Here is a 24,510-nt window from a genome sequence, read left to right on the forward strand (position 1 = left end):
TCTCGGATCCCGCGCGCCATGGCACCCATGATGGCACCCATGGCGGAGGCGGGCAGTCGCGGAACGTGCGACCGAGTTTAAGGCGGCGGCAGCTTGGCCGGAAGAGCCGGCGGCCGCGCGAGGCGCTTTCAGAAACAATCCGTGGCCGATCGGCCACGGATTCCCGGCGTTTCCGTGCACGGGCGATCACGACTTGCGGAGCCGCGGCGAGGATGCAACCCGGCCTTCACCAAACCGCTTGTTGAGGCCGATGCCTCCCACCCGGATCGTTCCCCTCGTCGTCGCCACCGCCCTGTTCATGGAGAACACGGATTCGACGGTGATCGCGACGGCCCTGCCGACCATCGCGGCAAGCCTCGGCGAGGATCCCATCGCCCTGAAGCTCGCGCTGACGGCCTATCTCGTCAGCCTCGCGATCTTCATTCCGGTCAGCGGCTGGATGGCCGACCGGTTCGGCGCGCGCACCGTGTTCCGGGCCGCGCTCGGCGTGTTCATGGCCGGGTCGCTGGCCTGTGCCGCTGCGGACGGGCTCACGGGCTTCGTCGCCGCCCGCTTCCTGCAGGGGCTCGGCGGCGCGATGATGGTGCCGGTGGGGCGCCTCGTGATCCTGCGCAGCGTGCCCAAGGCCGATCTCGTGGCGGCTCTGTCCTATCTGACCATCCCCGCCCTGATCGGACCGATCCTCGGACCGCCGCTGGGTGGCCTGATCACCACCTGGCTCGACTGGCGCTGGATCTTCTTCATCAACATCCCGATCGGGCTGGCCGGGATCGTCCTCGCGACCCTCTATTTCGAGGACCTGCGGGAGGTGGAGCGGCCGCCGCTCGATCTGGTCGGCTTCCTGCTTCTCGCGCCCGGTCTCGCCGGCCTGATGCTCGGCCTCGCCTCGCTCGGCCGCCATCTCCTGCCGGACTGGCTCTCCTGGGGCTGTCTCGGCGGCGGAGCGGGTCTCCTCCTCCTGTATCTTCGTCACGCCCGGCACGCGGCCCATCCGGTGCTTCGGCTCGACCTGATGCGCTACCCGACCTTCCGCGCGGCGGTCACCGGGGGCTCGCTGTTCCGGATCGGAACCGGGGCGATCCCCTTCCTGCTGCCGCTGATGCTGCAGATCGGCTTCGGGCTCGACGCCCTGCGCTCCGGCCTCATCACCTTCGCCGCGGCAGCGGGTGCCATGTTCGTGAAGACGCTCGGACCACGCATCCTGCGTGCCTTCGGCTTTCGCGCGGTGATGGTGACGAATGCGGTGGCGGCCTCGGCCTTCCTCGCCGTGAACGGCCTCTACACCGCGCAGACGCCGCATTGGCTGATGATCGGTCTGCTCTTCCTCGGCGGCTGCCTGCGCTCGCTGCAGTTCACCTGTATCAACGCCATCGCCTACGCCGATCTCCAGCAGCGCGAGATGAGCGCCGGGACCAGCCTCGCCAGCGTGGCGCAGCAGATCTCGCTCAGCCTCGGGGTGACCCTCGGTGCCCTCGCCCTGGAGGGCGCGGCCGCTTGGCACGGCCGCACCGCCATCGCGGCGGGGGATTTCGGGATCGCCTTCCTGGCAGTGGCCCTGATCTCGGGAACCTCGGTCCTGGCCTTCCGCCGGCTCAGCCCTGACGCCGGCGCCGAGGTCTCGGGCCGGCGCATGGCCGCGGCAGCCCCGGCCGGGGCGCCAGGGCGGAACTAGCGCCCGGTCCGCCGGCACGGTTGCCGGCTCCGCGGAAGAACCCGTGGCCCCCTAAGAAGCTCAGGCTGCCGCGCGAGCGGGCCTCGCGCCCCGCTTCGGCCCGTTGCTGTTGGCCGCCTTCTTGGCCGCCCCGCCCTTCTTGGCGGGCGCGGTCGCGCCGGCACGCCAGCCCTGCCAGCTCCAGGCGCCGGGCCCCGAGAGCGCGTAGAACAGGAAGCCGCCGGCGAGCCCGAGATCGGCCAGCATCAGCGTGCGCTCGGCCTGCGCCGCGGCACCGGTGAATTGCCAGAACGGATGCAGCACCAGCGCCATGCCGGCCGCGAAGGCGGCGAGCGCGAGGCCGGTCAGGCGCGGCAGCACGCCGAGGATCAGCGCGAGCGGCCCGAAGACCTGCACCACCACCATAGCGGTGGCGACTGCGTTCGGCGCCGGGATCCCGGCGCCGGCGAGCGTCAGGGCAAAGCCCGAGACGTTGAGCGCCCGGGCGATCCCGGTGGGCAGCAGGGCCGCCGCGAGCAGCAGGCGCGCGGCGAGGCTGAGAGCATCCTGGGCTCGGGTGATCACGGGGGCTCCGGGGCTTTAAGAACGAACCCGGAAAATCTCGCGCCTCAGGGTGGAGAGCCGGTTAAGGCAATCGGTCCGATCGTGCCTATCAACCGGAAACGCCGCCGCGGAACAGGCGGCCGCGCTCGGTCCAGGCGACCACGAGAAGCGCGAGCCCGCCGAGACTCGCGTAGCCGATGCCGATCGGCAGCGTCGTCCCGTCGAAGGCCTGCCCGATCAGGAAGCCGCAGAACGCGCCGAGCATCGTGGTGTAGAAGCCGAGGAACGACGAGGCCGTCCCCGCGATCGCCCCGAGCGGCTCCAGCGCCAACGCGTTGAAATTCGGCATGGCGAAGCTGATCAGGAACTGGTTCAGGGCCAGCACGCCGAGGAACAGGGCGAGCGGCGGGTGGCCGTGATAGCTCAGGCTCAGACCGACCTGCGCCAGCCCGACGCACAGGAAGGCCGCGAGCCCGGCATGGGAGAGCGGGCGCATCCCGAGCTTGCGCACGATGCGGGCATTGACGAGGGTCGCCGCGCCCATCGCTCCCGCCACGACGCCGAAGGCGAGCGGGAACAGACTTCCGAGGTGGTACAGCCCCGTGTCGAAGACCTGCTGGGCCGAGCCGACATACCCCATGATGCAGCCGGTGAGCAGGCCGAGCGCCGTGGCGTAGCCGATGGCGACCCGGCAGCGCAGCGTCGTCATCAGTGCCTGCCCCGTCGCCCGGAGGGAGAGCGGGCGGCGATATTCCGGGTGCAGCGTCTCGGGCATCCGCAGTGAGAACCACAGCGTGCAGATCCCGGCGAGCGCCAGCATCGAGACGAAGACGTAGACCCAGGAGCCCAGCGCCAGCATCGCGCCGCCGATGGCAGGCGCGATCATCGGCACGATCAGGAACACCATCATGATGAGCGACATCACGCTCGCCATCTCGCGGCCGGCGAAGCGGTCGCGCACGATCGCCGTCGAGAGCACACGGCCGCTCGCGGCGCCGATGCCCTGAATGATGCGGGCGGCGAGCAGCCAGCCGAAGCTTGGCGCGACCATCGCGAGCAGGCTGCCCGCCGTGTAGATCGCGAGGCCTCCGAGCAGCACGGGCCGGCGCCCGAGCGCGTCCGAGACCGGGCCGTAGACGATCTGCGCCACGCCGAAGCCGATCATGTAGACGTAGACGAGCAACTGCAGATGGTTCGGGTCCGCGACGGCGAAGCGTGCCTGGATCGCCGGGAAGGCCGGCAGCAGGTTGTCGATCGAGATCGCCGTCACGGCCATCATCAGCGCGACGATCGCCACGAACTCGGTGAAGCCGGGACCGGCCCAGGTGGGGGGCGCGTGCAAGCTCGCGCCCTGGGGCGGGTTCGGCCGGATCGGTGCGGTCACGGGGGCCTCGGGACAATCTGCGGGTGCAGGGGCTGCGCTCCTCAGCCTCCAACGCGGCGGCGATGTGGCCGACCCATGTGGCTGGGGCGATCCTGCCGCGCGGCGACGGCTGCCAGGGAACGGAAACGGCAGAGCTTCGTTTTCGCGGGCAGCCGAAGCCTGTCGGCGCGTCCTATCGGGGAGCTTCCGTGTCCACCCTCGTCCGCATTCTCCTCGCGATCTTCCTGCCGCCGATCGCCGTCCTGCTCACCACCGGGCTCGGCCTGCAATTCCTGCTCAACATCCTGCTGACGCTGATCGGCTGGCTGCCGGGCACCGTCCACGCGCTGTGGTTGATGAACCGCGACCGGCCGCTGGCCTGACCGCGCGGCGGCCGTATCGGAGCGGCCGCAGTTTGGTCAGAGCGCCTTCGTCGCGATCAGGCAATTGCCGCAGGCGAGCATCGAGCGCGTGGAATCGTCGAGTCCACCAACGAGGTCCGACCAGAGCGGTCCCTGCGGTGGTTCGCGCAGAAGCTCGCCGACGGTCAGCGCCTCGAAGCGGGCTCGCTCCGCCAGGGGCAAACGGTCCGCGAGGGCGCGCAGAATCCAGGCGAGGGTCTGCTCCGGGCCCTGGTCGGGTCGGGTCTCGGCGCTTTCCACGCGGAAGCCGAGATCCTCGAAGATCGAGCTCAGCCCCTCGCGGGTGGCGTTGAAATAATGCGACGGGTAGCCGTGCACCGGCTGCAGGAACGGCCAGTCGATCCAGATTCGGCCGCCGGGCTTGAGCATGCGGTGGATCTCCCGCGCGACGCGCCAGGGTTGGCGCGTATGCTCCAAGACCGCGAAGCAGCCGATCCCGTCGAACGCTCCGTCGCGGATCGGGTATGAGCAGGTCGGTTCGACGATCACATCGGCCGCCGCCGACGGATAGACCTCGAGATAGAGGCAATTGCGATAGACCCGCCGTCGCAGGCCGCAGCCCAGATCGAGATAGGTGCGCTCGGGATGCGCCTCGATCTCCGTGATAAAGGGTGCGAAGTCGATATTGGCGCTCTCCGCGAGGTAGTCCTTGAGCGTGAGAGCCGTGCCGGCCATCGCCGGGAAGGCGGTGCAGGGATAGGAGTCGTCGAGCAGGCCGGCGAATCGGGCAAACTTCTCCCGCCGATAGGCGCTGGCGGGATCGAGCAGGGCCGGGTTCACCTGCAGGCGCCCCTCCGCGCGTCCGAAGGCCTTGAAATGTGCGGCCGGGTCGGCGCCCGCCTCTGCGATGTCCGGATTGGCGAGGCGGTAGAGGACCGGGTCGAATGTCCGCGGCGTCACCTCCACGAGCACGTCGAGCGGGCCCGTTCCATTCTCCGCGGCGGAATTCTGCGTGGAATGGGTCGGGCGAAGCGCCCGGCGCAGAAAGGAGATCACGCTGGGCTCCGAATGCGCCGATCTGAGCGCTAGCGTGTAGCGCACGGGCCATGCGCTGAGAAGTTGTGGTTCGCGCTCTGTGAAGCGGCCCGGTTACCCTGGTGTCGGAGCGCGGTTCCGGAGTCTCAGGGCTTCCGGTCGGTCTTCTCCGACGGCTTATCGGACTTGCGCGCTTCGGCGAGTTTGGGGTGATCCGGCTTCTTCGCGTCGGGGATCGCACCCGTGACGGTGATCGGTTTGGTTGTGACGGATTTTGCCATGTGCGCCTGGATCCGCGCACGGGCCGCGTGGACCTGCTTGGCAGGTTCGACAGTGGCCGCATCGGTCGCCAACGTGGCGGGAGCCGGGGCCGGCGGTTCCTTGGCCGCAAGGCCGCCGAACACCTTCTGGAAGGCGGATAGATCGCCCTCGGCATCCGCCACGGTGACGCGGGCCGGCTTCTCCGCCGCCTTCAGTGGCTCGGCCTGAACGGTTTCCAGCTTGACCTCAGCCTTGGCCGGCGGCGTCTGCGCAGCGAGCATCACCGGCGCCGGCTTCTCCTTGCGGGCGAGAGCGGCCGCGGCGGCCTTGGTCGGAATCGGGCCGGAGGCAAGCATCGTCGCCTTGGCCTTGGGCTCGATGACGATTTCCTCTGGGGCGGCAGCGAGCGTCTCGGGCCGGCTGACCTCACCGAGATGGTAGCGGCCAAACTCCTTGGCGCTGTAGGGCTGCTCCTCCTCCTTGCTGCCGAGGCTCGCGAAGGCCGTCATGTTGGCGGGCCGGAAGACCGGGTTCTGCCCGCCATCCTGATAGACCACCCGCGTCGCCGGCGTGCCCTTGGCCACCAGCTCGGCGATCTGCTGGTCGTCCTGCACCCGCTTCTCCGCCACCTGCGGATCGACTTTCGGGTTGCAGGAGCCGGCCGCGGCGTCGGCGCCGCCGAAGACGTATTTCGTGCCGCACAGACCGACCTTCGGCTCCTGACGCAGGGCCTCGAAATAGTCGGCGCCCTCCTTCAGGTTCCGCCAGAACGGCGCGTTCGGATCGTTGCGGAACTTGGCCATGTTCTGGGCCGTCATCCGGAACGGATAGGACTGGAACTGGAATGCGCGCTGGCCGCCCGAGAAGGCCTCGCGGGCGATGGCGTAGATCTCGGCCATCGAGGCATCGGTCATGGCAAAGCAGCCGGCCGACGAGCAGGTGCCGTGCACCATCAGGTAGCTGCCGGTGCGCCCGTTGGCGCGGTCGAAGGCGTTCGGATAGCCGGTGTCGAAGGAGAGATAATAGGCCGAGTTCGGGTTCATCTGGCCCGGCGTGATCGTGTAGAAGCCTTCCGGCGCCTGCCGGTCGCCCTGCTTCGTCTTCGGCCCGAGCTGTCCGGACCAGCGGCAGATCGGGAAGGTCTTGAGCAGCGCGTAGCGGCCGGAGCCGTCGCGCTTCCAGACCTCCATCTCCGCTTCCTTCTTGTAGGCGCGGATCAGGATCGGGTCGGCCTGGCTCATCCCCTTCGTCTGCATCAGCGACAGGGTCTGCGCGGGAATCGGTGTCAGGTGACGGGTGGAGGCGCCACCGACAAGCATCCCGTCCTGGCAGGCACCGAGGCCGAGAGCCAGAGCGATCAGACCAGCAGCCGCGAGCGGGCGCACAGCCATGGGGAACCTCGTCCTCGATACTCCGCTCGCGGGCGCATCGGCCGGCATCGAGCGGTCACTCCCCAAACCATTAGCCCCGTTAAACTTGAGCGTCCGTTACCGCAATGACGCGCAGGTCACACTCGCGCGCCATGCGTCAGGCGAGGCCGACGGGCAGGCGGCTTGCCTCGTGGGCGATGATCGCGAGCAGCGCCGCATCCTCGGCCGGGTCGGCCAGCCGCAGCCCCACCGGTGCGGAGGCGCATTCCACGGTGAGCCGCCGCAGATCGGGCCGCGGCTCCACGGTCTCGACCAGACGAAGCGCGCCGTTGCCGGGAAGCAGTTGCAGCACGGTGAGGTGATTGCGGCTCGGCCGGCCGGCGAGCCGGTCGCAGAGCGATTCCATGGTCGCGGGCACGATATGCAGGTGGCTCATCAGCCACAGCCGGTTCCGGGTCCCCTCCGTCGACAGCGCTTGGCGCAGGCGCCGCACGCCCTCCGTGAGAAAGGCATAGTCCGTGTCGCTCACCGCCGGATCATGGTGGTTGAAGAGGCATTCGAGGCCATAGCGCGCGCGGTAGAGCCGGTGTCGGCCGCGGGTGATGCCGGGGCCGAGCCGCTCGGCCTCGGGGATCGATTCGAGCTGGTCCCGGTCGGTCAGCGCCACGAAATCGTCGGCGAGGCAGTCGGACACCATCTCGGGAAGGGTGAACAGCCAGTCGAAGGGCGCCGACCATGTCCGCAGGTCGAGCGTCTTCAGCGCATGCGCCATCTGGCAGTTGCTGCCGAGGGAGATGTGGTTGAAGGCCCCGGGCTCGCGACCGTCGCGGCGCCGGAACCCGAGCTGCCGGCCGAGCGCGGCGAGCATCCCGCCCGCCCCGGCGGTGGTCACAGCTTCCGGCCGATATCGAGGAACTTGGCGGCCCGCTGGTCGCGCAGTTCGTCGGGCCCGAGGCCCGAGAAGGCCCTCAGCGCCTCGTCCAGCACGTCGCCCGCCGCGCGGATCGCCCCGTCGCGATCCCGATGCGCGCCGCCGGTCGCCTCGGGCACGATCCCGTCGATGACGCCGAGGCGGAGCAGATCCTGGGCGGTGATCTTCATGGCGGTGGCGGCGTCGTGCGCGCGGCCCTGGTCGCGCCAGAGGATCGAGGCCGCGCCCTCCGGTGAGATCACGCCGTAGATCGCATGCTCCAGCATCAGGACGCGGTTGGCGGTGGCAAGCGCGATCGCGCCGCCCGAGCCGCCCTCCCCGATGATGAGCGCGACGTTCGGCACGCCGAGGGCGAGGCAGGCCTCGGTCGAGCGGGCAATGGCCTCGGCCTGTCCGCGCTCCTCGGCGTCGATGCCCGGGAAGGCGCCGGCCGTGTCCACGAAAGCCAGCACCGGCAGGCCGAAGCGGTCGGCGAGTTCCATCAGGCGCACCGCCTTGCGATAGCCCTCGGGCCGGGCCATCCCGAAATTGTGCCGCAGCCGCGTCTCGGTGGTCGAGCCCTTCTCCTGCCCGATGACGCAGACCGGGCGGCCGCGGAATCGGCCGAAGCCGCCGAGGATCGCCTCGTCCTCGCCGAAGCTGCGGTCGCCGGCGAGAGGCGTGAACTCCTCGATCAGCCCGGCGCAGTAATCGACGAAATGCGGGCGCTGCGGATGGCGGGCGACCTGGGTCTTCTGCCAGGGCGTGAGGTTGGCATAGAGCTCGGCGAGCGCCTGCGCCGCCTTGGCCTCGAGGCGCCCGACCTCCTCGGTGATGGAGACCGCGCCGTCGCGGGCGCCGACCGCCTTCAGCTCCTCGAGCTTCGCCTCAAGCTCCGCAACGGGCTTCTCGAAGTCGAGGTAGGAGCGCATCACCGCCATCGGTTCACACAGGTCCTCGCCGGAACCGTGCCCGCCTCGGCCTGAGTCGGACCCCGCCCCCGGGCTCTTGAAATCACGCGCCGTCCATGCCGAATCGGCATCGATCCCGACAGGATGCGCTGCGCTGCCCGGCCCGTCGGCCACCGCGGGTTGACGGGGCCGTTCGACCGGCGGGAGGTGTTGGCGATGCGTGGGGCGCTGTCAACCGGGCAGCGCGCCGCCGGTGCCGGACGCTCCTCTGCCATGCTCAGGCCGCGATCGGCAGCGACAGATCGCCGTCATGACCCAGCGTACGCTCCTCGGTGCCGTCGCCGGTGCCCTTCTCGCCGGCCTCGCGCCCGCCTTCGCGCAGTCGGAGCCGCCCCCGCAGCCCCTCGAGGCGCGGCCCTCCGCCGAGCCGGTCGACCGGGTGGGGACTTCGATCCGGAGCCGGCGAGCGGCCCTCGCCAAGCCCGAGACCGGTGCCGCCGTGGTCTCCAGCGATTCCAAGATGGACGATCTGCACCGGAAGATGGATGAGCGGGTTCGGCGCGTCACCCGTAGCATCTGCGAGGGCTGCTCGGGCGGTGCCGCCACCCGGCGTCGAACCAGCGCCCCGAGGCGCGAGGAGACGCTGCCGGCCGATCCCGCCGAGGCCCCGGTCGATTAGGGCCCGTCTTCCCGAAGTGGGCGAAGATTAACGCCGGCATCGCGCGGCGACGCGGTCCCGGTGGCCGTCCCGATCTCAGGCGGCCTGCGCCTCGACGCGGTTCCGACCGGCATGCTTGGCGCGGTAGAGCGCGAGGTCGGCCCGTTTCAGCATGTCGGCAGGGCTGGCGTCGTCCGCGTCCCGCACCGCCACGCCGATCGAGACGGTGACCGGGACGCTGCGGGAGGCGCGGAGGATGTCGAAGGCCGTCGCCTCGACGCGGGCGCGGATGCGCTCGGCGATGGCCTGCGCCTCGACGAGACCGGCATCGGGCAGGATGATCACGACCTCCTCGCCGCCGTAGCGGGCGACGATGTCCACCGTCCGCGTGTGCAGGCGAATCCGCTCGGCGAAGGTGCGCAGCACCTCGTCGCCGGCCTCGTGCCCGTAGGTGTCGTTGATCGTCTTGAAGCGGTCGATGTCGAGGATCAGCGCGGCGAGCGGGCGCTGGCGCGAGGCGGCGTCGCAGAACAACGTGCCGAGATGATTGTCGAGATAGCGCCGGTTGTGCAGGCCGGTGAGGCCGTCGGTGACGGCGAGCTGCATGGAAGCCTGGACGGCGCCGCGCAGAACGTCCGAGAAGCGCTTGCGCCGGATCTGGGTGCGCACGCGGGCGAGGAGCTCGTTCCGGTCGACCGGGCGCATCAGGTAGTCGTGCACGCCGAAATCGAGGCCGCGCACGATGCGGCCCTGATCCTGCGGTTCGGCCAGCATGATCAGCGGCACGTTGCGGGTTCGGTCGAGGGAGCGGAGCTGGCTGCACAGGCGCAGGCCGTCGAACCCTTCGAGGTCGAGGCTGACCATGACGCAGTCGAAGCCCCCTTCTGCGGCGACCAGCATCGCCTGCTGCGGGTCGGCCTCAACGGTGACGGTGTGGTTCTGGCCGAGCGCGGTCGCCATGCGCTCGGCGGCGCCGCGGCGGTCCTCGATGAGCAGGACCTTGGCATCGAGGCCGTTCTCCGCCGCGGCGAGGGCCAGGGGATCGCCGATCCCGTAGTCGCGGGACGCGAGGGCGCGGCTTCGTAGCTCGTCGGTCAGCGCCTTGAGGCGGACGAGGCTGCGGACGCGGGAGAACAGGGCAGTGTCATCGACCGGCTTCGTCAGGAAGTCGTCCGCGCCTGCATCGAGGCCGCGCAGCCGGTCGGAGGGCTGGTCGAGGGCGGTCACCATGACGACGGGCAGATGGGCAGTGACCGGATTATTCTTGAGGTAGCGGCAGACCTCGAACCCGTCCATGCCGGGCATCATGACATCGAGGAGAACGATGTCGCACAGGCCCTTCTCGCAGATCGCGATCGCATCCGGGCCATTCATGGCCGCGACGGTGTCGAAATATTCGAGCGCGAGCTTCGTCTCCAGAAGCTTCACGTTCGGGAAAAGGTCGTCGACGATCAGGACGCGGGCCGACATCAGGCTTCGTACCTCGCCAGGGATGCGCGACGCCGCGAGCCTTCCCCGGTGGGAGGCGTGCCCGATGGGCTCGGCATCATGGTTTGTCCTGAAGATAGGTGCGAACGGTTGCTAAAAACTTCGCAACAGAGATCGGCTTAGAGAGGTAGGCCTCGCAGCCGCCCTCGCGGATCCGCTCCTCATCGCCCTTCATGGCGAAGGCGGTGATCGCGATCACGGGGATGTGCTTGAGGTCGTCGTCCTCCTTCAGCCATTTCGTCACCTCCAGCCCCGAAACTTCGGGCAGCTGGATGTCCATCAGGATCAGATCCGGATGATGTGCGCGGGCCAGCTCGATCGCCTCGATGCCCTTGGCAGTCTTCAACGTAGCGTAGCCCTGCGCCTCCAACAGATCGTTGAAGAGCTTCATGTTAAGCTCGTTGTCCTCGACGATCAGCACCGTTTTCTTCATGACGCGGATATCCCGGTGCGCACGACGCTCGTCGTTAACGGGGGCTCTCCCCGACGGAGACCTTTTATAAGGTTTACATGTTGATGAAACGCAAACCCCTTCAAGACGATGAATCGACGGACGCTCTGGCCCTCGACGTTCTGCTGTGGATGGTCCAGGATCCGGACCGCCTGATGCCCTTCCTGAACGCCACCGGTCTCGGGCCCGACGATCTCCGCGCGGGCATGAATGATCCGACTGTGCTCGGCGCCGTCCTCGACCACGTGATGACGGACGAGCCGGTCTTGCTGGCTTGCGCCGAGGCGATCGGCGTCAAGCCGGAGCGGATCGCCGCCGCTTGGCGGCGGCGTGCGCCGCCCGATTTCGATGCACCCTGACGCCCGGATCGCTTGGCCGGTCAGGGCGTGCAGGGCGTGGCGGCCGCCTTGTCGAGGTCGAGGCGGGTCAGGTCGCCGAGGATCGCGAAATCCCCGTAATCCAGCTTGAGCCCGCCGCTCACACCGTTCTCGTAGAGGTCGAAGCTGAGGGTGTAGATCGGCGTGCTCTCTCCCTTGCCGCCCGTGAAATAGCTCAGCGTCACCGGCCAGCGCTGCACCGAGGCGAGCGCACCCTCACGCAGCGGCTTGTCGCGGTCCGTGCCCGAAGCGGTGGTGGGGCCCGTGGCCGGCCGCCCGATCACAGCCAGGGTGTCGTAGACCTTGCGCCCGTCGTCGGAGCCGTCGAACACCTTGGCCGAGAGCGTGGTCTCCCCAGCCCGGGCCGCCTCGATCAGGCGCCGCATGTGCAGGCTCGGGAACAGCACGGTTCCGGGGACCGAGAACTGGTCGCGCTTCGGCTCCTTGAACCGCACCTTCAGCGCATCGGATTCGGAGCTGGCAGTGCCGTCCACGGTCGGGCTGCCGGCGCCGTTGACGCTGCTCGCGGTCTTGAAGCGGAACTCGTGCCCGTCGCCGTCCTCGAAGGTGGTGTTGCGCAGATCGGAGGTCCGGCTGCCGGTCTCGGCGGAATCGAGAACCGTCACCTGCCGGGTCTGCATGGTGTAGCCGCGGCAGGCATCACCCTTGAAATCAATCACGATTCGGCCGCGCGCGCTGTCCACGGCGCGGGTGCCGCTGCTCGAGGCCAGCGACAGATCGTAGACGGCCCGGTGATTGGCGAGCAGGATCGAGGCCTTGCCCGGGCCTGGCTTGGCGGCCGGCTCACCCGCCGGCCCGCCAGGTGCAGCCTGAGCGGCGCCCGCGGCGACGAGAAGGGCGAGGGTGAGACTCAGCCGCATGGAGACTCCTTCGATCACGATGCTCCGCAGATAGGCGGCGGCGACGGAAGCGGCAATGTCGGCCGCTCGCAGGCGTCCGCCCCGGGCGGGGGCCGAACCGCACCGGTGCCGCGCGCGGAGACCGATCCAGGGGTTTCCGCCTCGATCGCAATGAATCGATCCGGGTCGGACTTGTGCCTTGCGACCTGAATATCGCCTAATTCTGCCGGGAGTTGCTTCCGCCTGAGACTTCTGGAGTGGTGTGGCGGGGAATGCGATGCTGAGCGGCTCGGCCATGGCCCGGGTGGCGGTCCTGCTCGTGACCGCCGGACTGCTTGCCGGGCTCGTACAGTATTTCTGGCCGCCTGCGGCGCGGGAGCCGGCGCCGCAGGCGGCCGGGCAGACGGTCCCGCGTGCGCCGAAGCCCGAACAGACGCGCGAGCCGGTGCGGACCGTCCCGACGGCGCAGCCTCCGGCGCCCACCGAGCTGCGGCCAGCCCCGGAGACACAGCCGGCGCCGCCACTCGCCGAGACGCCGCCTCCTCCGGTCCTGGCTCCGCCCCCGTCCCCTCCCCCGCCGGACCCCTCCGTGCCGGATCCGGCCGAGCGTGCCCAGGACGAGGCCGGGCCGCGCGCCGTCGCCCTCGTCGACCTCAACACGGCGACGGTCGCCGAACTCAACGGCCTGAGGGGCGGCGGCAATATCGGCCGCGCCATCATCCAGCGCCGTCCGTACGCCGCGGTCGATCAGCTTCTCTCGAAGCGGGTGCTCAGCCGTGCCACCTACGAGCGGATCAAGGATCAGGTCACCGTACAGTAGGCCGGTCCGGTCATTCCGAGGCCCGCACGGCGCTGGCGTGGGCCGCGCGCCTTGCCTATGCTCGAAGCCCGCGGCCGAAGGGGCCGGAAGCCAGGGTTTGGGGATGCTGACGCATACCGGGAGCGCGATCCTGCGGCAGGATCTCGGCGTCGAGGAGACGACGGAGACCGACAACATCGTCCGGTGGGACGGCGAGCGCCTCTATGTCGAGCACGACGTCTACCACAACGGGCAGCTCGTCCACCGCAAGTACCGGCGCAACGTGACCGAGCCGGTGGCTCGAGCTCTCCTTGAGGTGATCGCCCGGTCGCGCCAGTGATCCAGGGGGCTGCGCTCCTCGCCCTCCTCGTTGCGGGGGTGCCCGCCGCCGCGCGGCCCGTCAGCGTGCGTTACCTCACCCCCGAGCGCTTCACGGACGCGGAGAACCGGCTCGGCAGCGGCCAGAGCCTCCGGGTGACCCTTTCCGAGATGACCCGCATCTTCGAAGACCTCGGCCGCCGCCTGCCGCCGGGCGACAGCCTCGCGGTCAACGTCCTCGACATCGACCTCGCCGGGTATGAGCGGCCGGGGGTGGGGCTGCCTCAATCGGTTCGGGTGGTGCAGGACTTCACGCCGCCGCGGATCCGCCTCGCCTACAGTCTGCGCCGCAAGGGCCGAGTCGTCGCGCAGGGCGAGGACACCGTCACCGACATCAACTTCATGCAGGCCGCCAACCCGCGTTTCTCTGCCGGCGGCCTCTACTACGAGCGGGCCGTGCTGCGCGACTGGTTCGCCCGGCGCTTCGGGACCTGAGGCACCCGGCCTCAGGCCTCCCAGCGCGGCTCGCGCTTCTGCAGGAAGGCGTCGATCCCCTCGGCCGCGTCGGCCATCATCAGGTTCCGTGTCATCACCTCGGCGGCGTAGGCATAGGCATCCTCGAGACCGAGATCCGCCTGAGCGGCGAAGGCCTCTTTGCCGATCGCCAGCACCCGCGGCGCCTTCGCCGCGATGCGCATCGCCATCCCGCGCACCGTCCCCTCAAGCTCGGATTCGGGCACCGCGCGGTTCACGAGCCCGATACGCACGGCCTCGGTGGCGTCGATCGGCTCGCCGAGGAGCAGCATCTCCAGGGCCGCCTTGCGCGGCACGGCGCGCGAGAGGGCCACCATCGGCGTCGAGCAGAACAGGCCGATATTGACCCCGGGCGTGGCGAAGCGGGCGTCTCGCGTGCAAACGGCGAGGTCGCAGGTGGCGACGAGCTGGCAGCCCGCCGCGGTGGCGATGCCGTGGACCTGGGCGATCACCGGCTGCGGCATCTGCGTGATCGCGAGCATCAAGGCCGAGCAGGCGCGGAAAACCGCCTCCGCAAAGGCACGGTCGGGCTGCGCGCGCATCTCCTTCAGGTCGTGGCCGGCACAGAAGGCTGGTCCCGCCCCCCGCAGGATGACGGCCCGCACGCTGCGGTCCGCCCGGATCGCGTCGAGTTCCGCCTGCAGAGCGGCCATGAGGCCGAGGGAGAGCGCGTTGCGGGCGGCAGGCCGGTTCAGGGTGAGCGTGGCGATCCCGTCCGCATCGTCGCGCAGCAGCGGTGTTTCCGAGGTGGAATCCAGCTGGGTCGGCGCTGCGGCTGCGGACATCTGGCGGCTCCCTGACGAGGTGTCGCGCACCCTGTCACGCACCCCTTGTTGGCACGCTTACCACAGTCTCAACACGGCGCGGAGAGACCCCCGCCGATGCGCGCGGGTGTGCCGCGCAGGAGGCTTGCCCCCGTCGCGACGAGATCGCGGAAGGCGGGCGGGCAACCGCCGGCTCCGTGCATCCAGGACATCAGCCGTCCGTGGCTCGCTCCGACGCGCACGGGCCGGCCCGTCCCATCCGTGCCGAGCAGCAGGAGCGCCGGGTCGTCCGGCATCGGCCCGGTGACCTCGGCGTCGCCGAGGGGAGCGTCCGACAGGTCCGCCGCTTCGCGGTCGAGGCGGGCGAAATCCGCGCCCGGCCCCTGCCACCGCACCGCGATCGGGGTGGACATCTGGGCGTGCACCTCGCCGAGGGCGTCCGCCAGAACAGGATCGACCACCAGGAGCTTCGGCTCCGCCACGGTCAGGCAGCGGGCGAGGCGCGCGCCGCGCAGTGCGGGATCGAGCAGGGCGACCCGCATGCCGACACGGGCGAGGCCGAGCCAGAGGGCGTACCGGTCCGGCCGGTCGTGCATCAGCAGGGCGGCGCCGTCGCCTGCCGCGAAGCCCTCGCCGAGAGCCCAGCGGCCGTATCGGGCCTGCCGCGCGGCAAGCTCCAGGAAGCTGAGGCTCTCGTCGCGGCTGGCGAGGGCCGTCGCATCGGGATTGATCGCGGCGAGCTCGGCCACGAGATGCGTGAGCGTGCTGTGGGGGCGCGCGTCGAACCGGGCGGGAGCTGGGCCGAGTCGGCTCTCGAGGCCGATGTTTCGGCGGCCGGTGCGGTCCGGTGCGCTGTGCAGCATGCGTTCCTGCCCGTGAGTACGTGCTCTGTCTCCTCCTGCCGTGCAGCCCGCAGGTTAATTTTCTCTCCTCGGATTACCGCTGTTTCAATGCCTCCGTGCGGATCTGCTCCAGTGTCCGCCCTGGGCTGATCGCGTCGGTGGCGATCTTGAGATGGATGATCGCGGGCGCATTGCCTGATCGGGCCGCGGCCAGGGCCGCGGGAAAGTCGGCGTCCCGCTCGACCGTGAAGCCGATACCGCCGAAGGCGCGAGCATAGGCCGCGAAATCAGGATTGCGCAGGTCCGTCGCCGAGACACGGGTCGGGAAATCGCGCTCCTGATGCATCCGGATGGTGCCGTAGCTGCCATTGTCGCAGACGATGCAGATGATGGGCAGGCCGTATTGCACTGCCGTCGCGAATTCCTGGCCGGTCATCAGGAAGTCGCCGTCGCCCGCGACGCAGACCACGACGTGCTCCGGATGGAGCCGCTGCATCGCCACCGCCGCCGGCAGGCCGTAGCCCATCGAGCCCGAGGTCGGGGCGACATGGCCGTGGAGGTGTCGGAAGCGGCAGAACCGATGAATCCAGGCGGCGTAGTTGCCCGCGCCGTTGCACAGGATCGCATCCTCCGGCAGCGCCTCGCGCAGATGGAGCATCACGGTCCCGAGATTGACGGGTCCGGGCTGCGGCGTCGCGGCGTCGCTCCAAGCGCGGTAGTCGCTGTGCGCCGCGCGGGTTTCCCCGGCCCACGGGACGCGGTCTGGAGCGGGAAGCCGCGCGAGGGCCGCAGCTGCGCGGACGGGGCTCGCGTTGATCGCGAGGTCGGGAACGTAGACCCGGCCGATCTCCTCCGCACCGGCATGGATATGCACCAGCCGCTGTGCCGGGTTCGGGATGTCGAGAAGCGTGTAGCCCTGGCTCGGGATCTCGCCGAGTCGTCCGCCGAGCAGGATCACGAGGTCGGCGCGGGCTGCCCGCTGGGCGAGGCGCGGGTTCACCCCGAGCCCGAGATCGCCCGCATAGGCCGGGTGGAGCGGGTCGAACAGGGACAGCCGGCGGAAGCTCGTGGCAACGGGCAGGTCGAACCGGTCGGCGAAGGTGCGGATGTCGGCGCAGGCGGCGTCCGTCCAGCGGCTGCCGCCGAGGATCAGCAGAGGGCGCTCGGCCCCGGCCAGCAGCCCGGCGAGGCGTTCCATCTCCTCGGACCCAGGTGCCGCCTCCACCGACTGCCAGGGTTTGGCGAGCGGGCCGGGACAGGGCTCCTTCAGCACGTCCTTCGGCAGGGCCATCACCACGGGGCCCGGCCGCCCCGCCGTCGCCATGTGGAAGGCGCGCGAGACGTATTCCGGCACGCGGGCCGGATCCTCGATCTCCGTCGCCCATTTCGCCTGCGGCCCGAAGGCGGCACGGTAGTCGAGTTCCTGGAAGGCCTCGCGGTCGCGCTGGCCGCGCTCGATCTGCCCGACGAACAGGATCATCGGCGAGGAATCCTGCTGCGCCACATGCACGCCCGCCGAGGCATTGGTGGCGCCGGGGCCGCGGGTGACGATGCAGATGCCCGGCTTGCCGGTCACCTTGCCGACCGCCTCAGCCATCATCGCCGCGCCGCCCTCGTGCCGGCAGGTGGTGACGGTGATGCCCGAATCGTGGAGCGCATCGAGAACCGGCAGGAAGCTCTCGCCGGGCACCGTGAAGACGTGGCGGACGCCGTTGGCGTGAAGCTGCGCCACCAGGGCCTGGGCTGCGGTCTGCGTCGTCACGATTCACTTCCGGCCATCCGCCGAGCCATCCATCGGCCGTGTCCGCCGGTGATAGACCCGGAGCCGCGCCCGCGCACCCGCGGGATTCGCGGCCCTGCGCTGCCCTGCCCGCTCGCCGGGCGGGCCGAAACGCATTATCCCGGCGGTGCCCTAAGCGGATCATGAGAATCCGCGCCTTCGAGGAAGCCGCCCAGGATGCGTACCCCGACCCTCGCCCTCGCCGCCCTCGCCGCGCTCTGTGCCGCGCCGGCCGGGGCACAGATCCGCAATGCCCCCGCGCCCCGGGCTCTCGAATTCGCCGCCTATATCTTCGCCGCTTCGAATGTCTGCGGCTATCGCATCGGCACCGAGCAGTTCGAGGCGCTGCTCGCCAAGCAGAATGCCCGCGCCGAGGACGTGAGCCCGCGCGGCCCCTTCGGCAACCGGGTGCAGACCATGTTCGCCCTGATGTCGAACCAGATGGCGCTGAACCGCGAGCAGGCCTGCCTCGCGGTCGCCGGCGAGTACGGTCCCGACGGCAACATTGCCAAGAACGTGCTGCTGCCGGCCGCCGGGCCCGACGGGAAGCCGGCGGACAAGCCCGCCGACGCTCCGGCCGAGAAGCCGCCGCAATAGGGCGTCAGGGGCCGCCGAGGCGCCAATCAATCGGCGGCAGCCCGCGCTGTTCGAGCCAGGCATTGGCCCGCGCGAAGGGCTGCGAGCCGGGAAAGTCGCGGGCGCGGTTCAGCGGCGAGGGATGGCCGCTCTCGATGACGGCGTGGTGCGAGGGGTCGATCAGGGCCTTGCGCGCCCGCGCCTGCGCCCCCCAGAGCAGGAACACTGCGGGCTCGGGCCGCGCCGAGACCGCGGCCACGGCCTGGTCGGTGAGTTGGGCCCAGCCGTAGCGCAGATGCGCGCCGGATTTTCTCGCTTCGCTGGTGAGCGCGCTGTTGAGGAGCAGCACGCCCTGCCGCGCCCAGGGCGTCAGGTCGCCGGTCCTGGGCTTCTGCGGATCGACCTCGGCGAGGATCACCTTGAGCGAGGCCGGCAGGCGCCCTGCGCCCACATAGGAGAAGGCGAGGCCGTTTGCGTCGCCCGGCGTCGGATAGGGATCCTGGCCGAGGATGACGACCTTCACCGCGTCAGGCGGCGTGAGTTCGAGGGCCCGGAAGATGTTGCGCGGGTCGGGCAGCACCTGCACGCCCTCCGCGATGCGCGCATCGACGCGCGCGGCCACCCTGTCGGCGCTGCCATCCCGGAAGAAGGGCAGATCCGCCCAGGAGGAGCCGGAGGCGCGGAAGGCTGCGAGCGCGTCGGCGACAGGACCGCTCATCGGACGACCACCAGACGCTCGCCCTCGCGGATGCTGATCGGGCTGTTGCGGCGGATATAGGTCATGACCTCGTTCGCCACGAGCTTGCCGTCTGTGGTCCCGATCAGGGTGCGCCCGCTGCGCAGGGCCCCATAACCGTTGCCGCCATCGTAGAGAAAGTTGTTCGCGGCCACCGTGTAGATCCGGCCGAGATCGAGCGGTGCGCCGTCCACCGTGACCGACAGGATGCGCGCGCCCTGCGGACGCTCGGGATCGAGGCGGATCACGAGTCCGGAGACTTGGACGAGCCGCCCCGCCGGGCGGCCGTAATCGGCGAGCCCGTTCTCCAGCAGAGCGTGCAGGGCTGCCCCGTCGATCGCGACGAGGACTGTGGTGTTGCCGAAGGGCAGTTCCTGCAGGATGTCGCGTCGGGTCAGTTCCGTGCCCGCGGGATAGAGCCGGTTGCCGCGGATTCCTCCGCCGTTCATCAGGGCGATGTCGGCACCGGTCGCCGCGCGGAGCGCGTCGGCGACGAGGTCGCCGAAGCTCGCCTCCCGCGCCCGCACGCTCGCCACGCGGCTGTCGAGCGGCAGAGCCGTGCGCCCGACCGGCACGTCGAGCTGGTTCGACAGCTCCGCCTCGTAATGGGCGACGAGCGCGGCCGTCTCGGGATCGGGCGTCACGTCATGGGTGTCGTGGATGCGGAAGCGCGGGCGCCAGCTCACCCGCCGCCGCCCGTCCTCCTCGCGGATGGTGCAGAACACGTCGATCGCCGTCACGAAATGCGCGTCCACGCTCGATTCGCAGAGCACCCGCTGGCCGTCGTAGCGCAGGAACAGGTCGTGGTCGTGCCCGGACAGGATGAGGTCGGCCTGGCCTGCCGCCAGCATCGCGAGATCCGTCGGCCGCGCCGTGTGGACCACCGCGACGACGATCTCGGCGCCCTCGGCGCGCAGCTGCCGCGCCTGCTCGGCGAGGGTCGCCTCTTCCGGCCCGAACCGGAGCGTGCCGGCCTGCGCCTTCTCCGGGGTGCTCTCCAGCGCGATCCCCGTCACCCCGACGCGGATGCCGCCGAGATCGGTGACGAAGCGATCCGCAACGCCCGGCAACGCCTGGCCCGCCTCGTCCCGCAGATTGGCGGCGAGCGTGCGGAAGGCGGCCCCGCGGATGCGCTCCTGGAACACGGCCGGCCCGAAATCGAACTCGTGATTGCCCGGCACGAACACGTCGGGGCTCGCGAGCGCGAGGAGCGCCATGATGTGCGCGCCCTTGTCGAAGCCCGACATCAGCGAGGGCGAGATCGTGTCGCCGGCATGGGCGTAGAGCACCGGCACGCCCCGGGCGCGCTCGGCCTTCACCACGGCGTTGAGCCGCGCGAAGCCGCCGCGCCCGTCCACCTCGCTCATCAGGTAGACGTCGTTCACGAGGACCAGGGTGAAGGTCGGCTTCCGATCCTCGATCCCGTCGGCCGCCTCCGCGGCCGGCAGCCCGGCGGCGAGGCCGGCCCCGAGCCCGAGGCTCAGCGTCTGGCGGCGGCTGGGACCGGACATCGATCCCTCAGCGGAAGGTGTCGCGCACGGCCTTGGCGTTGCGCCGGACCATCGGCCAGATCCAGGCGCCGGAGGCGAGATAGGCACCGGCCGGCATCGGCTTGAGGTCGCGCGCGAGCCGCTCGGCGAGGCCCGGCAGGGCGAGGCGCTCCGGGGGGGCGTCGGTCTTGCGGTAGACCACCGTCGTGTCCTCGCGCCAGTAGGCGGTGTCCGGCACCAGCCCGGCGCGGCGCGCGAGCAGGTCGAAGGTCTCGCGCACGTAGCCGTGGACATGGGCGAAGTGGAAACGCTCGTGCGGCGGCTTGCCGGTGGCGGCCATGTTCGGCACGGCCGCGTAGAGGCGCCCGTCCGGCTTCAGCCAGCGGGCCAGCCGCTCCACGACCTCGGCCGGGTCTCGCAGGTGCTCCAGAACGTGATGGGTGGAGATCACGTCGAAGCTCTGGGCCGGGAAGCTGTCGTCGGCGGCATCGTCCAGCACCTCGACCCCGTAGGTCTTGCGGGCGAAGGCGGCGTAGTCGCGCCCCGGCTCGACGCCGACGACCGTGCAGCCGCGCGCCCGCGCCGCGGCCAGGAACTCGCCGGAGCCCGAGCCGAAATCGAGCACCGTCGCACCCGGCACGAGCTTGGGCGCCAGCAGGTCGGCGCGGAAGGCGGCCTCGCGCCCCGAGCGCTTGACGTGGTGGGGCGGGGGGCCGCCGGCGAAGGCGAGCTGGTAGTCGGCGCGGTAGGCGGTGGCGTAATACTCCGCGAGCTCGGCCGGCGTCGGCATCGGGTCGGTGCGGATCAGGCCGCACTGCGTGCAGGCGATCGAGCGCAGGGTCTTCAGGCGCCGGTCGGTCTCCGCCACCACGATCGAATCGCCGCAGCCGCACAGATTGCAGGCCGCGGGCGCGCCCGTGTAGGGATAGCCCGTGAAGGGAATGAAGTGCCTGAGGAAGTAGCGGGGAGACGGCATGTCGCGCTCTGTGCGGGCGGATCTTCGCAAGGTGCTCCCGTGCTCTAGATAGTTCCCATCCCCGAGACAATCGCGGCGCCGTCGCACGCTCCCGCACCGGGCCGCCGGCACCGCACGGACAGTCAAGCCACACGATGAACGAACGCGTCGAACCCGCCTCGCTGGCGGCCCGCCAGAGCCTGCAGCCCCAGGCGCCCGTGAAGGCCGGCACCCTCCCCGGCGACCATCCGGCCGTCCGCTGGGGGCGCGTCGGCGTGCTCCTGATGAATCTCGGCACGCCGGAGGGCACGAGCTACTGGCCGATGCGCCGCTACCTCAAGGAATTCCTCTCCGACCGGCGGGTCATCGAGGTGCCGCGGCTGATCTGGTGGCCGCTCCTCAACCTCGTGATCCTGACCAAGCGTCCCGGACCGAAGGGCCGCGACTACGACAGCGTCTGGAACAAGGCCCTCGACGAGGGCCCGCTCAAGACCATCACCCGCGGCCAGTGCGAGCGCCTCCAGGCGGCGATGGGCGATTCGGTGGTCGTCGACTGGGCGATGCGCTACGGCAAGCCCGAGGTGTCGGTGCGGATCCAGGCGCTGCTCGACCAGGGCTGCGACCGCATCCTGCTGGTGCCGCTCTACCCGCAATACGCGGCGGCGACCTCGGCCACCGCCTGCGACCAAGCCTTCAAGGCGCTGATGCAGATGCGCTGGCAGCCGACGGTCCGGGTCTCGCCGCCCTACCACGACGATCCGGTCTATATCGACGCGATCGCCCGCTCGATCCGCGAGGGTCTGGCCAAGCTCGATTTCGAGCCGGAGGTGATCCTCACCTCGTTCCACGGCGTCCCGAAGAGCTACCTGCTCAAGGGCGATCCCTACCATTGCCAGTGCGTGAAGACCGGACGGCTGATCCGCGAGGCGCTCGGCTATGGACCGGAGCGCATGCGCGTGACCTTCCAGTCCCGGTTCGGCAACGAGGAATGGCTCAAGCCCTATACCGATGAGACGGTGCAGGAACTCGCCCGGTCCGGCGTCAAGCGCATGGCGATCGTGGCTCCGGGCTTCACCGCCGACTGCCTGGAGACGCTCGAGGAGCTCGACGGCGAGAACCGCCACTATTTCGAGGAGAATGGCGGCGAGCGCTTCGCCTACATCCCCTGCCTCAACGATTCGGACCTCGGCATGACGGTGATCGAGCACGTGGTGCGGCGCGAATTGCAGGGCTGGGTCTGAGAGCCTGATCGAGCCGGGTCGACCGATCATCAGGCAGGGATTCTGCTCATCCCATCAAACCACCTCATCCTGGGCGACCGCGTGAGCGGCCCTCGAAGGAGGCTTCCAGGGATCGCGAGACGGCTGGAGGCCCTCCTTCGAGGCCTCCGGGTGCGGTCGCGGCGCGGACAGGCCGGATCAACACCCGATCGATCGGCTCAAACAGGCTCTGAGCGGAGCCAACATGAAGAGGCCCCGCCCCGATTGAACCGGGACGGGGCCTCTCTCGTAAAGGGTGGTCTCAGCGGCGAGTGCCGGAGGTGCCGCTCTTCATATCGGTGTTCATCGAGCCGGAGCCCGAGGTCGACCCCTTGGTCGAGCCGGTGGTGTCCGACTTCATCTCATGCCCCGGGGCATAGCCGGAGGCGCCGGGGCTTCCTGCCTTGCTGCCCTTGTCCTGCATCTCGTGGCCGGGCGAATGCGACGCGGCGCCGCGCTGTTCCACCGCGAGGGCGGTTCCCGTGAGCGCCAGCGAAGCCAGGACAGCGAGGGTCAGATTCTTCATGGATTATCTCCTCGTTAAGAAGAATGGCCCGGAAACGTGACCCTCTGCAAAACCGTTCCAAGAAAACTTGCTGCTCTGGCCGAGACAGCATCTAGATTTCACGCAGGTTAAGCGGGTCCATTTTCCTGGAACGGTTCGCGACCTCTCCCCGTTGCTGGGCCACGCGAAAGCGGACCACCGATCACAGCAGGAGGGATCCATGCGCATCACGCCGATTTCCGTGGCCGTCACGGCCGCGGTGCTCGCCACCGGCATCCTGGGCTCCGCGACGGCAGCTCTCGCCGATCCGCCCTGGGCGCGCGGCGGTCACGGCTATCACCATGGTGGCCCGCCGCCCTGGGCGCCGGCCCATGGCTGGCGCCGCAAGCACGAGCGCTTCGGCTATGGCTACGACCGGCCCTACCGGGCCATGCGCCACCGGGAATACCGCTACGGCGGCTACCCGTACTGATCGCAGGCGATCGGGGCGGCCTCGGGCCGCCCCGTCTCCGCGACTCAGGGCTTCTTCGGGGTGTCGGCCGCGGGCGCGTCGGGCGCCGGCGCCGCATCGGTGCGCTCGATCTTGGCCTCGGAGCGCAGCTTCAGGATCAGGTCCTGCTGCGCCTTGCGGATCAGGTGCTGATCGATCTGCTCGCGCAGCTCCTCAAAAGTCGGCAGCGGCTTCACCCGCTTCTCCTCGACCTTGATCACGTGCCAGCCGAACTGGGTCTTGATCGGGTCCGAGACCTGGCCCGGCTGCATCTTGAAGGCGGCGTCGGCGAATTCCTTGACCATCCGCTCCTTGGTGAACCAGCCGAGATCGCCGCCTTCGGCCTTGGAGCCCGGATCCTTCGAGGTTTCGGCCGCGACCTTGGCGAAATCCTCGCCGCCCTTGATGCGTGCGGCGATCTTCTTCGCTTCACCCTCGTTGTCCACGAGGATGTGGCGGGCATGGACCTCCTCCTCGGGCTTCATCAGCTTGGCGGACTGGTCGTAGACCGCCTTCGCCGCCTCGGGGGTCGCCGCCTTCTTGGCCTCGCGCTCCAGGTACTCATCGAGCAGCAGCTTGTCGCGGAAATAGGCGAGCTTGCGCTTGAAGTCCGGCGTCTCGCCGACCTTGGCGGCCTCCGCCGCCTGGGCGCCGACCTTGAGGTCGACCATGTAGTCGACGAGCAGGCCCTTCTTCTGCGCCTCGTCCACCCCCGGCAGGGAGAGGGCCGGGTCGTCGGCGGCGACCGCGATATCGGCGCCGGTGATCGGCTGGCCGTTCACCTTGGCCACCACCGTGTCGGGCGCGACCGGCGCGGCGGCGGCCGGCGTCTCGGGCGCCTTGGTCTCCGCCGCGGCAAGGCCCGGGACCGCCAGGGCGATCGCGACGGCGCTAGCGCGCCAGAGAGGGGTCGGCTTCGGCATGCGTCGATTTCCTCGGGACGTCGCGCCTGGATCCAGGCATAGGCTGCCGCCGGGCGAAGCGCGGCGGGCGGCACACAGGTGGATCGCGCGAGAGCCGAACGCAAGCGCGGCCGCGCGATCGGGCCCCGTGAGAACACCGGATCGTGAGGAGGTCCCGGCCCCGTTCGGGACCGCGCCCCGCGTGTTTCCCCAGGCCTTCGGGGCGGTCGAACGCCGCTCCCTGTGGGCGCCCCCTCTTTTAGATGCGCCCCCCGCACTTTACCTCTATAAGCCCGGCC

At 70.0% G+C, this 24,510-nt stretch carries 27 protein-coding genes; 10 read left to right on the plus strand and 17 right to left on the minus strand.

What is annotated here, in order from left to right:
- Nucleotides 1-250 precede the first annotated feature (250 nt).
- Complete coding sequence (locus MET9862_RS10275) at nt 251-1,672, plus strand: MFS transporter (RefSeq protein WP_142582908.1); 1,422 nt, start codon at nt 251-253, stop codon at nt 1,670-1,672.
- Between the two features lie 60 nt (nt 1,673-1,732).
- Here MET9862_RS10275 and MET9862_RS10280 read toward each other — a convergent pair whose 3' ends face one another.
- The gene (locus tag MET9862_RS10280) at nt 1,733-2,236 is read right to left on the minus strand and encodes a DoxX family protein (protein ID WP_142582909.1); all 504 of its coding nucleotides are present in this window, start codon (nt 2,234-2,236) and stop codon (nt 1,733-1,735) included.
- An 88-nt stretch (nt 2,237-2,324) separates the two neighbouring features.
- Nucleotides 2,325-3,491, minus strand: coding sequence for a multidrug effflux MFS transporter (locus MET9862_RS10285; RefSeq protein ID WP_142582947.1), 1,167 nt, complete (start codon nt 3,489-3,491; stop codon nt 2,325-2,327).
- Between the two features lie 296 nt (nt 3,492-3,787).
- Between MET9862_RS10285 and MET9862_RS10290 the strand changes: the two genes are divergently transcribed.
- Nucleotides 3,788-3,961 carry a YqaE/Pmp3 family membrane protein gene (locus MET9862_RS10290; RefSeq protein WP_142582948.1) on the plus strand — a complete coding sequence of 58 codons (174 nt, stop codon included), beginning with the start codon at nt 3,788-3,790 and terminating at the stop codon, nt 3,959-3,961.
- Nucleotides 3,962-3,997: 36 nt separating this feature from the next.
- Here MET9862_RS10290 and MET9862_RS10295 read toward each other — a convergent pair whose 3' ends face one another.
- The 4 genes from MET9862_RS10295 to MET9862_RS10310 all read right to left on the minus strand — a co-directional run bounded on the left by MET9862_RS10295 (nt 3,998) and on the right by MET9862_RS10310 (nt 8,448).
- A complete protein-coding gene (locus MET9862_RS10295; RefSeq protein ID WP_210248097.1) occupies nt 3,998-4,996 on the minus strand; it encodes a class I SAM-dependent methyltransferase in 999 nt (332 codons plus the stop codon).
- A 125-nt stretch (nt 4,997-5,121) separates the two neighbouring features.
- Complete coding sequence (locus MET9862_RS10300; protein WP_244612661.1) at nt 5,122-6,627, minus strand: L,D-transpeptidase family protein; 1,506 nt, start codon at nt 6,625-6,627, stop codon at nt 5,122-5,124.
- 136 nt (nt 6,628-6,763) lie between these two features.
- Nucleotides 6,764-7,498: a DUF1796 family putative cysteine peptidase gene (locus MET9862_RS10305; RefSeq protein ID WP_142582910.1), complete on the minus strand. Its 735-nt coding sequence runs from the start codon at nt 7,496-7,498 to the stop codon at nt 6,764-6,766.
- Entirely contained in the window at nt 7,495-8,448 is a 954-nt protein-coding gene (locus MET9862_RS10310; protein ID WP_185156822.1) for an acetyl-CoA carboxylase carboxyltransferase subunit alpha, read from the minus strand. Before MET9862_RS10310 ends, MET9862_RS10305 begins: the two co-directional genes overlap by 4 nt.
- Nucleotides 8,449-8,737: 289 nt before the next feature.
- Between MET9862_RS10310 and MET9862_RS10315 the strand changes: the two genes are divergently transcribed.
- Complete coding sequence (locus MET9862_RS10315) at nt 8,738-9,106, plus strand: hypothetical protein (RefSeq protein ID WP_142582912.1); 369 nt, start codon at nt 8,738-8,740, stop codon at nt 9,104-9,106.
- A 75-nt stretch (nt 9,107-9,181) separates the two neighbouring features.
- On the opposite strand, the gene MET9862_RS10320 is transcribed toward MET9862_RS10315, so the two are convergent.
- Complete coding sequence (locus MET9862_RS10320; protein ID WP_142582913.1) at nt 9,182-10,555, minus strand: PleD family two-component system response regulator; 1,374 nt, start codon at nt 10,553-10,555, stop codon at nt 9,182-9,184.
- Nucleotides 10,556-10,631: 76 nt separating this feature from the next.
- Entirely contained in the window at nt 10,632-11,006 is a 375-nt protein-coding gene (locus MET9862_RS10325; protein WP_142582914.1) for a response regulator, read from the minus strand.
- An 83-nt stretch (nt 11,007-11,089) separates the two neighbouring features.
- Between MET9862_RS10325 and MET9862_RS10330 the strand changes: the two genes are divergently transcribed.
- Nucleotides 11,090-11,383, plus strand: a complete 294-nt coding sequence (locus tag MET9862_RS10330) for a DUF3572 domain-containing protein (protein ID WP_142582915.1) — start codon at nt 11,090-11,092, stop codon at nt 11,381-11,383.
- 20 nt (nt 11,384-11,403) lie between these two features.
- On the opposite strand, the gene MET9862_RS10335 is transcribed toward MET9862_RS10330, so the two are convergent.
- On the minus strand, nt 11,404-12,282 hold the full coding sequence (locus MET9862_RS10335; protein WP_142582916.1) for a cell envelope integrity EipB family protein: 879 nt from the start codon (nt 12,280-12,282) through the stop codon (nt 11,404-11,406).
- A 256-nt stretch (nt 12,283-12,538) separates the two neighbouring features.
- Between MET9862_RS10335 and MET9862_RS10340 the strand changes: the two genes are divergently transcribed.
- The 3 genes from MET9862_RS10340 to MET9862_RS10350 all read left to right on the plus strand — a co-directional run bounded on the left by MET9862_RS10340 (nt 12,539) and on the right by MET9862_RS10350 (nt 13,873).
- Nucleotides 12,539-13,081, plus strand: coding sequence for a ComEA family DNA-binding protein (locus MET9862_RS10340; protein WP_142582917.1), 543 nt, complete (start codon nt 12,539-12,541; stop codon nt 13,079-13,081).
- Between the two features lie 103 nt (nt 13,082-13,184).
- Nucleotides 13,185-13,400, plus strand: a complete 216-nt coding sequence (locus MET9862_RS10345; protein WP_142582918.1) for a hypothetical protein — start codon at nt 13,185-13,187, stop codon at nt 13,398-13,400.
- Complete coding sequence (locus MET9862_RS10350) at nt 13,397-13,873, plus strand: DUF3016 domain-containing protein (protein ID WP_438616608.1); 477 nt, start codon at nt 13,397-13,399, stop codon at nt 13,871-13,873. The genes MET9862_RS10345 and MET9862_RS10350 overlap by 4 nt, the downstream gene beginning before the upstream one ends.
- An 11-nt stretch (nt 13,874-13,884) precedes the next feature.
- On the opposite strand, the gene MET9862_RS10355 is transcribed toward MET9862_RS10350, so the two are convergent.
- The 3 genes from MET9862_RS10355 to MET9862_RS10365 all read right to left on the minus strand — a co-directional run bounded on the left by MET9862_RS10355 (nt 13,885) and on the right by MET9862_RS10365 (nt 17,280).
- Nucleotides 13,885-14,697 (minus strand): enoyl-CoA hydratase, encoded by an 813-nt coding sequence (locus MET9862_RS10355; RefSeq protein ID WP_142582919.1) that lies wholly within the window; start codon nt 14,695-14,697, stop codon nt 13,885-13,887.
- A gap of 68 nt (nt 14,698-14,765) precedes the next feature.
- Nucleotides 14,766-15,539, minus strand: a complete 774-nt coding sequence (locus MET9862_RS10360) for an AMP-binding protein (protein WP_142582920.1) — start codon at nt 15,537-15,539, stop codon at nt 14,766-14,768.
- A 73-nt stretch (nt 15,540-15,612) separates the two neighbouring features.
- On the minus strand, nt 15,613-17,280 hold the full coding sequence (locus MET9862_RS10365) for a thiamine pyrophosphate-binding protein (protein WP_244612662.1): 1,668 nt from the start codon (nt 17,278-17,280) through the stop codon (nt 15,613-15,615).
- Between the two features lie 195 nt (nt 17,281-17,475).
- Here MET9862_RS10365 and MET9862_RS10370 point away from each other — a divergent pair, with 195 nt between their 5' ends.
- Nucleotides 17,476-17,895, plus strand: coding sequence for a hypothetical protein (locus MET9862_RS10370; RefSeq protein ID WP_142582922.1), 420 nt, complete (start codon nt 17,476-17,478; stop codon nt 17,893-17,895).
- Nucleotides 17,896-17,899: 4 nt separating this feature from the next.
- Here the strand turns inward: MET9862_RS10370 and MET9862_RS10375 are convergent, their stop codons facing one another.
- Genes MET9862_RS10375 through MET9862_RS10385 form a run of 3 tightly spaced genes read right to left on the minus strand, consistent with a single transcriptional unit; the run spans nt 17,900 to nt 21,076 of the window.
- Entirely contained in the window at nt 17,900-18,592 is a 693-nt protein-coding gene (locus tag MET9862_RS10375) for a uracil-DNA glycosylase (protein WP_142582923.1), read from the minus strand.
- On the minus strand, nt 18,589-20,121 hold the full coding sequence (locus MET9862_RS10380) for a bifunctional metallophosphatase/5'-nucleotidase (protein ID WP_142582924.1): 1,533 nt from the start codon (nt 20,119-20,121) through the stop codon (nt 18,589-18,591). Before MET9862_RS10380 ends, MET9862_RS10375 begins: the two co-directional genes overlap by 4 nt.
- A 7-nt stretch (nt 20,122-20,128) precedes the next feature.
- On the minus strand, nt 20,129-21,076 hold the full coding sequence (locus MET9862_RS10385; protein ID WP_142582925.1) for a class I SAM-dependent methyltransferase: 948 nt from the start codon (nt 21,074-21,076) through the stop codon (nt 20,129-20,131).
- Between the two features lie 134 nt (nt 21,077-21,210).
- On the opposite strand from MET9862_RS10385, the gene hemH reads away from it, so the two are divergent.
- Complete coding sequence (gene hemH, locus MET9862_RS10390) at nt 21,211-22,296, plus strand: ferrochelatase (protein ID WP_142582926.1); 1,086 nt, start codon at nt 21,211-21,213, stop codon at nt 22,294-22,296.
- Nucleotides 22,297-22,576: 280 nt separating this feature from the next.
- Here hemH and MET9862_RS10395 read toward each other — a convergent pair whose 3' ends face one another.
- Nucleotides 22,577-22,840, minus strand: coding sequence for a hypothetical protein (locus MET9862_RS10395; RefSeq protein WP_142582927.1), 264 nt, complete (start codon nt 22,838-22,840; stop codon nt 22,577-22,579).
- A gap of 199 nt (nt 22,841-23,039) precedes the next feature.
- On the opposite strand from MET9862_RS10395, the gene MET9862_RS10400 reads away from it, so the two are divergent.
- Nucleotides 23,040-23,291 (plus strand): hypothetical protein, encoded by a 252-nt coding sequence (locus MET9862_RS10400; protein ID WP_142582928.1) that lies wholly within the window; start codon nt 23,040-23,042, stop codon nt 23,289-23,291.
- A 44-nt stretch (nt 23,292-23,335) separates the two neighbouring features.
- Here MET9862_RS10400 and MET9862_RS10405 read toward each other — a convergent pair whose 3' ends face one another.
- Nucleotides 23,336-24,232, minus strand: coding sequence for a peptidylprolyl isomerase (locus MET9862_RS10405; protein WP_142582929.1), 897 nt, complete (start codon nt 24,230-24,232; stop codon nt 23,336-23,338).
- Nucleotides 24,233-24,510: the final 278 nt, after the last annotated feature.

The organism is Methylobacterium symbioticum, assembly GCF_902141845.1.
Taxonomy (GTDB): domain Bacteria; phylum Pseudomonadota; class Alphaproteobacteria; order Rhizobiales; family Beijerinckiaceae; genus Methylobacterium; species Methylobacterium symbioticum.

Bases quoted from the DNA above. Each gene is read 5' to 3' on its own strand.
- MET9862_RS10275 (WP_142582908.1), top strand. From the start codon at position 251: ATGCCTCCCACCCGGATCGTTCCCCTCGTCGTCGCCACCGCCCTGTTC.
- MET9862_RS10285 (WP_142582947.1), bottom strand. From the start codon at position 3,491: ATGGCCGTGACGGCGATCTCGATCGACAACCTGCTGCCGGCCTTCCCG.
- MET9862_RS10300 (WP_244612661.1), bottom strand. From the start codon at position 6,627: ATGGCTGTGCGCCCGCTCGCGGCTGCTGGTCTGATCGCTCTGGCTCTC.
- MET9862_RS10310 (WP_185156822.1), bottom strand. From the start codon at position 8,448: ATGCGCTCCTACCTCGACTTCGAGAAGCCCGTTGCGGAGCTTGAGGCG.
- MET9862_RS10315 (WP_142582912.1), top strand. From the start codon at position 8,738: ATGACCCAGCGTACGCTCCTCGGTGCCGTCGCCGGTGCCCTTCTCGCC.
- MET9862_RS10320 (WP_142582913.1), bottom strand. From the start codon at position 10,555: ATGTCGGCCCGCGTCCTGATCGTCGACGACCTTTTCCCGAACGTGAAG.
- MET9862_RS10325 (WP_142582914.1), bottom strand. From the start codon at position 11,006: ATGAAGAAAACGGTGCTGATCGTCGAGGACAACGAGCTTAACATGAAG.
- MET9862_RS10330 (WP_142582915.1), top strand. From the start codon at position 11,090: ATGAAACGCAAACCCCTTCAAGACGATGAATCGACGGACGCTCTGGCC.
- MET9862_RS10335 (WP_142582916.1), bottom strand. From the start codon at position 12,282: ATGCGGCTGAGTCTCACCCTCGCCCTTCTCGTCGCCGCGGGCGCCGCT.
- MET9862_RS10340 (WP_142582917.1), top strand. From the start codon at position 12,539: ATGCTGAGCGGCTCGGCCATGGCCCGGGTGGCGGTCCTGCTCGTGACC.
- MET9862_RS10345 (WP_142582918.1), top strand. From the start codon at position 13,185: ATGCTGACGCATACCGGGAGCGCGATCCTGCGGCAGGATCTCGGCGTC.
- MET9862_RS10355 (WP_142582919.1), bottom strand. From the start codon at position 14,697: ATGTCCGCAGCCGCAGCGCCGACCCAGCTGGATTCCACCTCGGAAACA.
- MET9862_RS10360 (WP_142582920.1), bottom strand. From the start codon at position 15,539: ATGCTGCACAGCGCACCGGACCGCACCGGCCGCCGAAACATCGGCCTC.
- MET9862_RS10370 (WP_142582922.1), top strand. From the start codon at position 17,476: ATGCGTACCCCGACCCTCGCCCTCGCCGCCCTCGCCGCGCTCTGTGCC.
- MET9862_RS10375 (WP_142582923.1), bottom strand. From the start codon at position 18,592: ATGAGCGGTCCTGTCGCCGACGCGCTCGCAGCCTTCCGCGCCTCCGGC.
- MET9862_RS10380 (WP_142582924.1), bottom strand. From the start codon at position 20,121: ATGTCCGGTCCCAGCCGCCGCCAGACGCTGAGCCTCGGGCTCGGGGCC.
- MET9862_RS10385 (WP_142582925.1), bottom strand. From the start codon at position 21,076: ATGCCGTCTCCCCGCTACTTCCTCAGGCACTTCATTCCCTTCACGGGC.
- hemH (WP_142582926.1), top strand. From the start codon at position 21,211: ATGAACGAACGCGTCGAACCCGCCTCGCTGGCGGCCCGCCAGAGCCTG.
- MET9862_RS10395 (WP_142582927.1), bottom strand. From the start codon at position 22,840: ATGAAGAATCTGACCCTCGCTGTCCTGGCTTCGCTGGCGCTCACGGGA.
- MET9862_RS10400 (WP_142582928.1), top strand. From the start codon at position 23,040: ATGCGCATCACGCCGATTTCCGTGGCCGTCACGGCCGCGGTGCTCGCC.
- MET9862_RS10405 (WP_142582929.1), bottom strand. From the start codon at position 24,232: ATGCCGAAGCCGACCCCTCTCTGGCGCGCTAGCGCCGTCGCGATCGCC.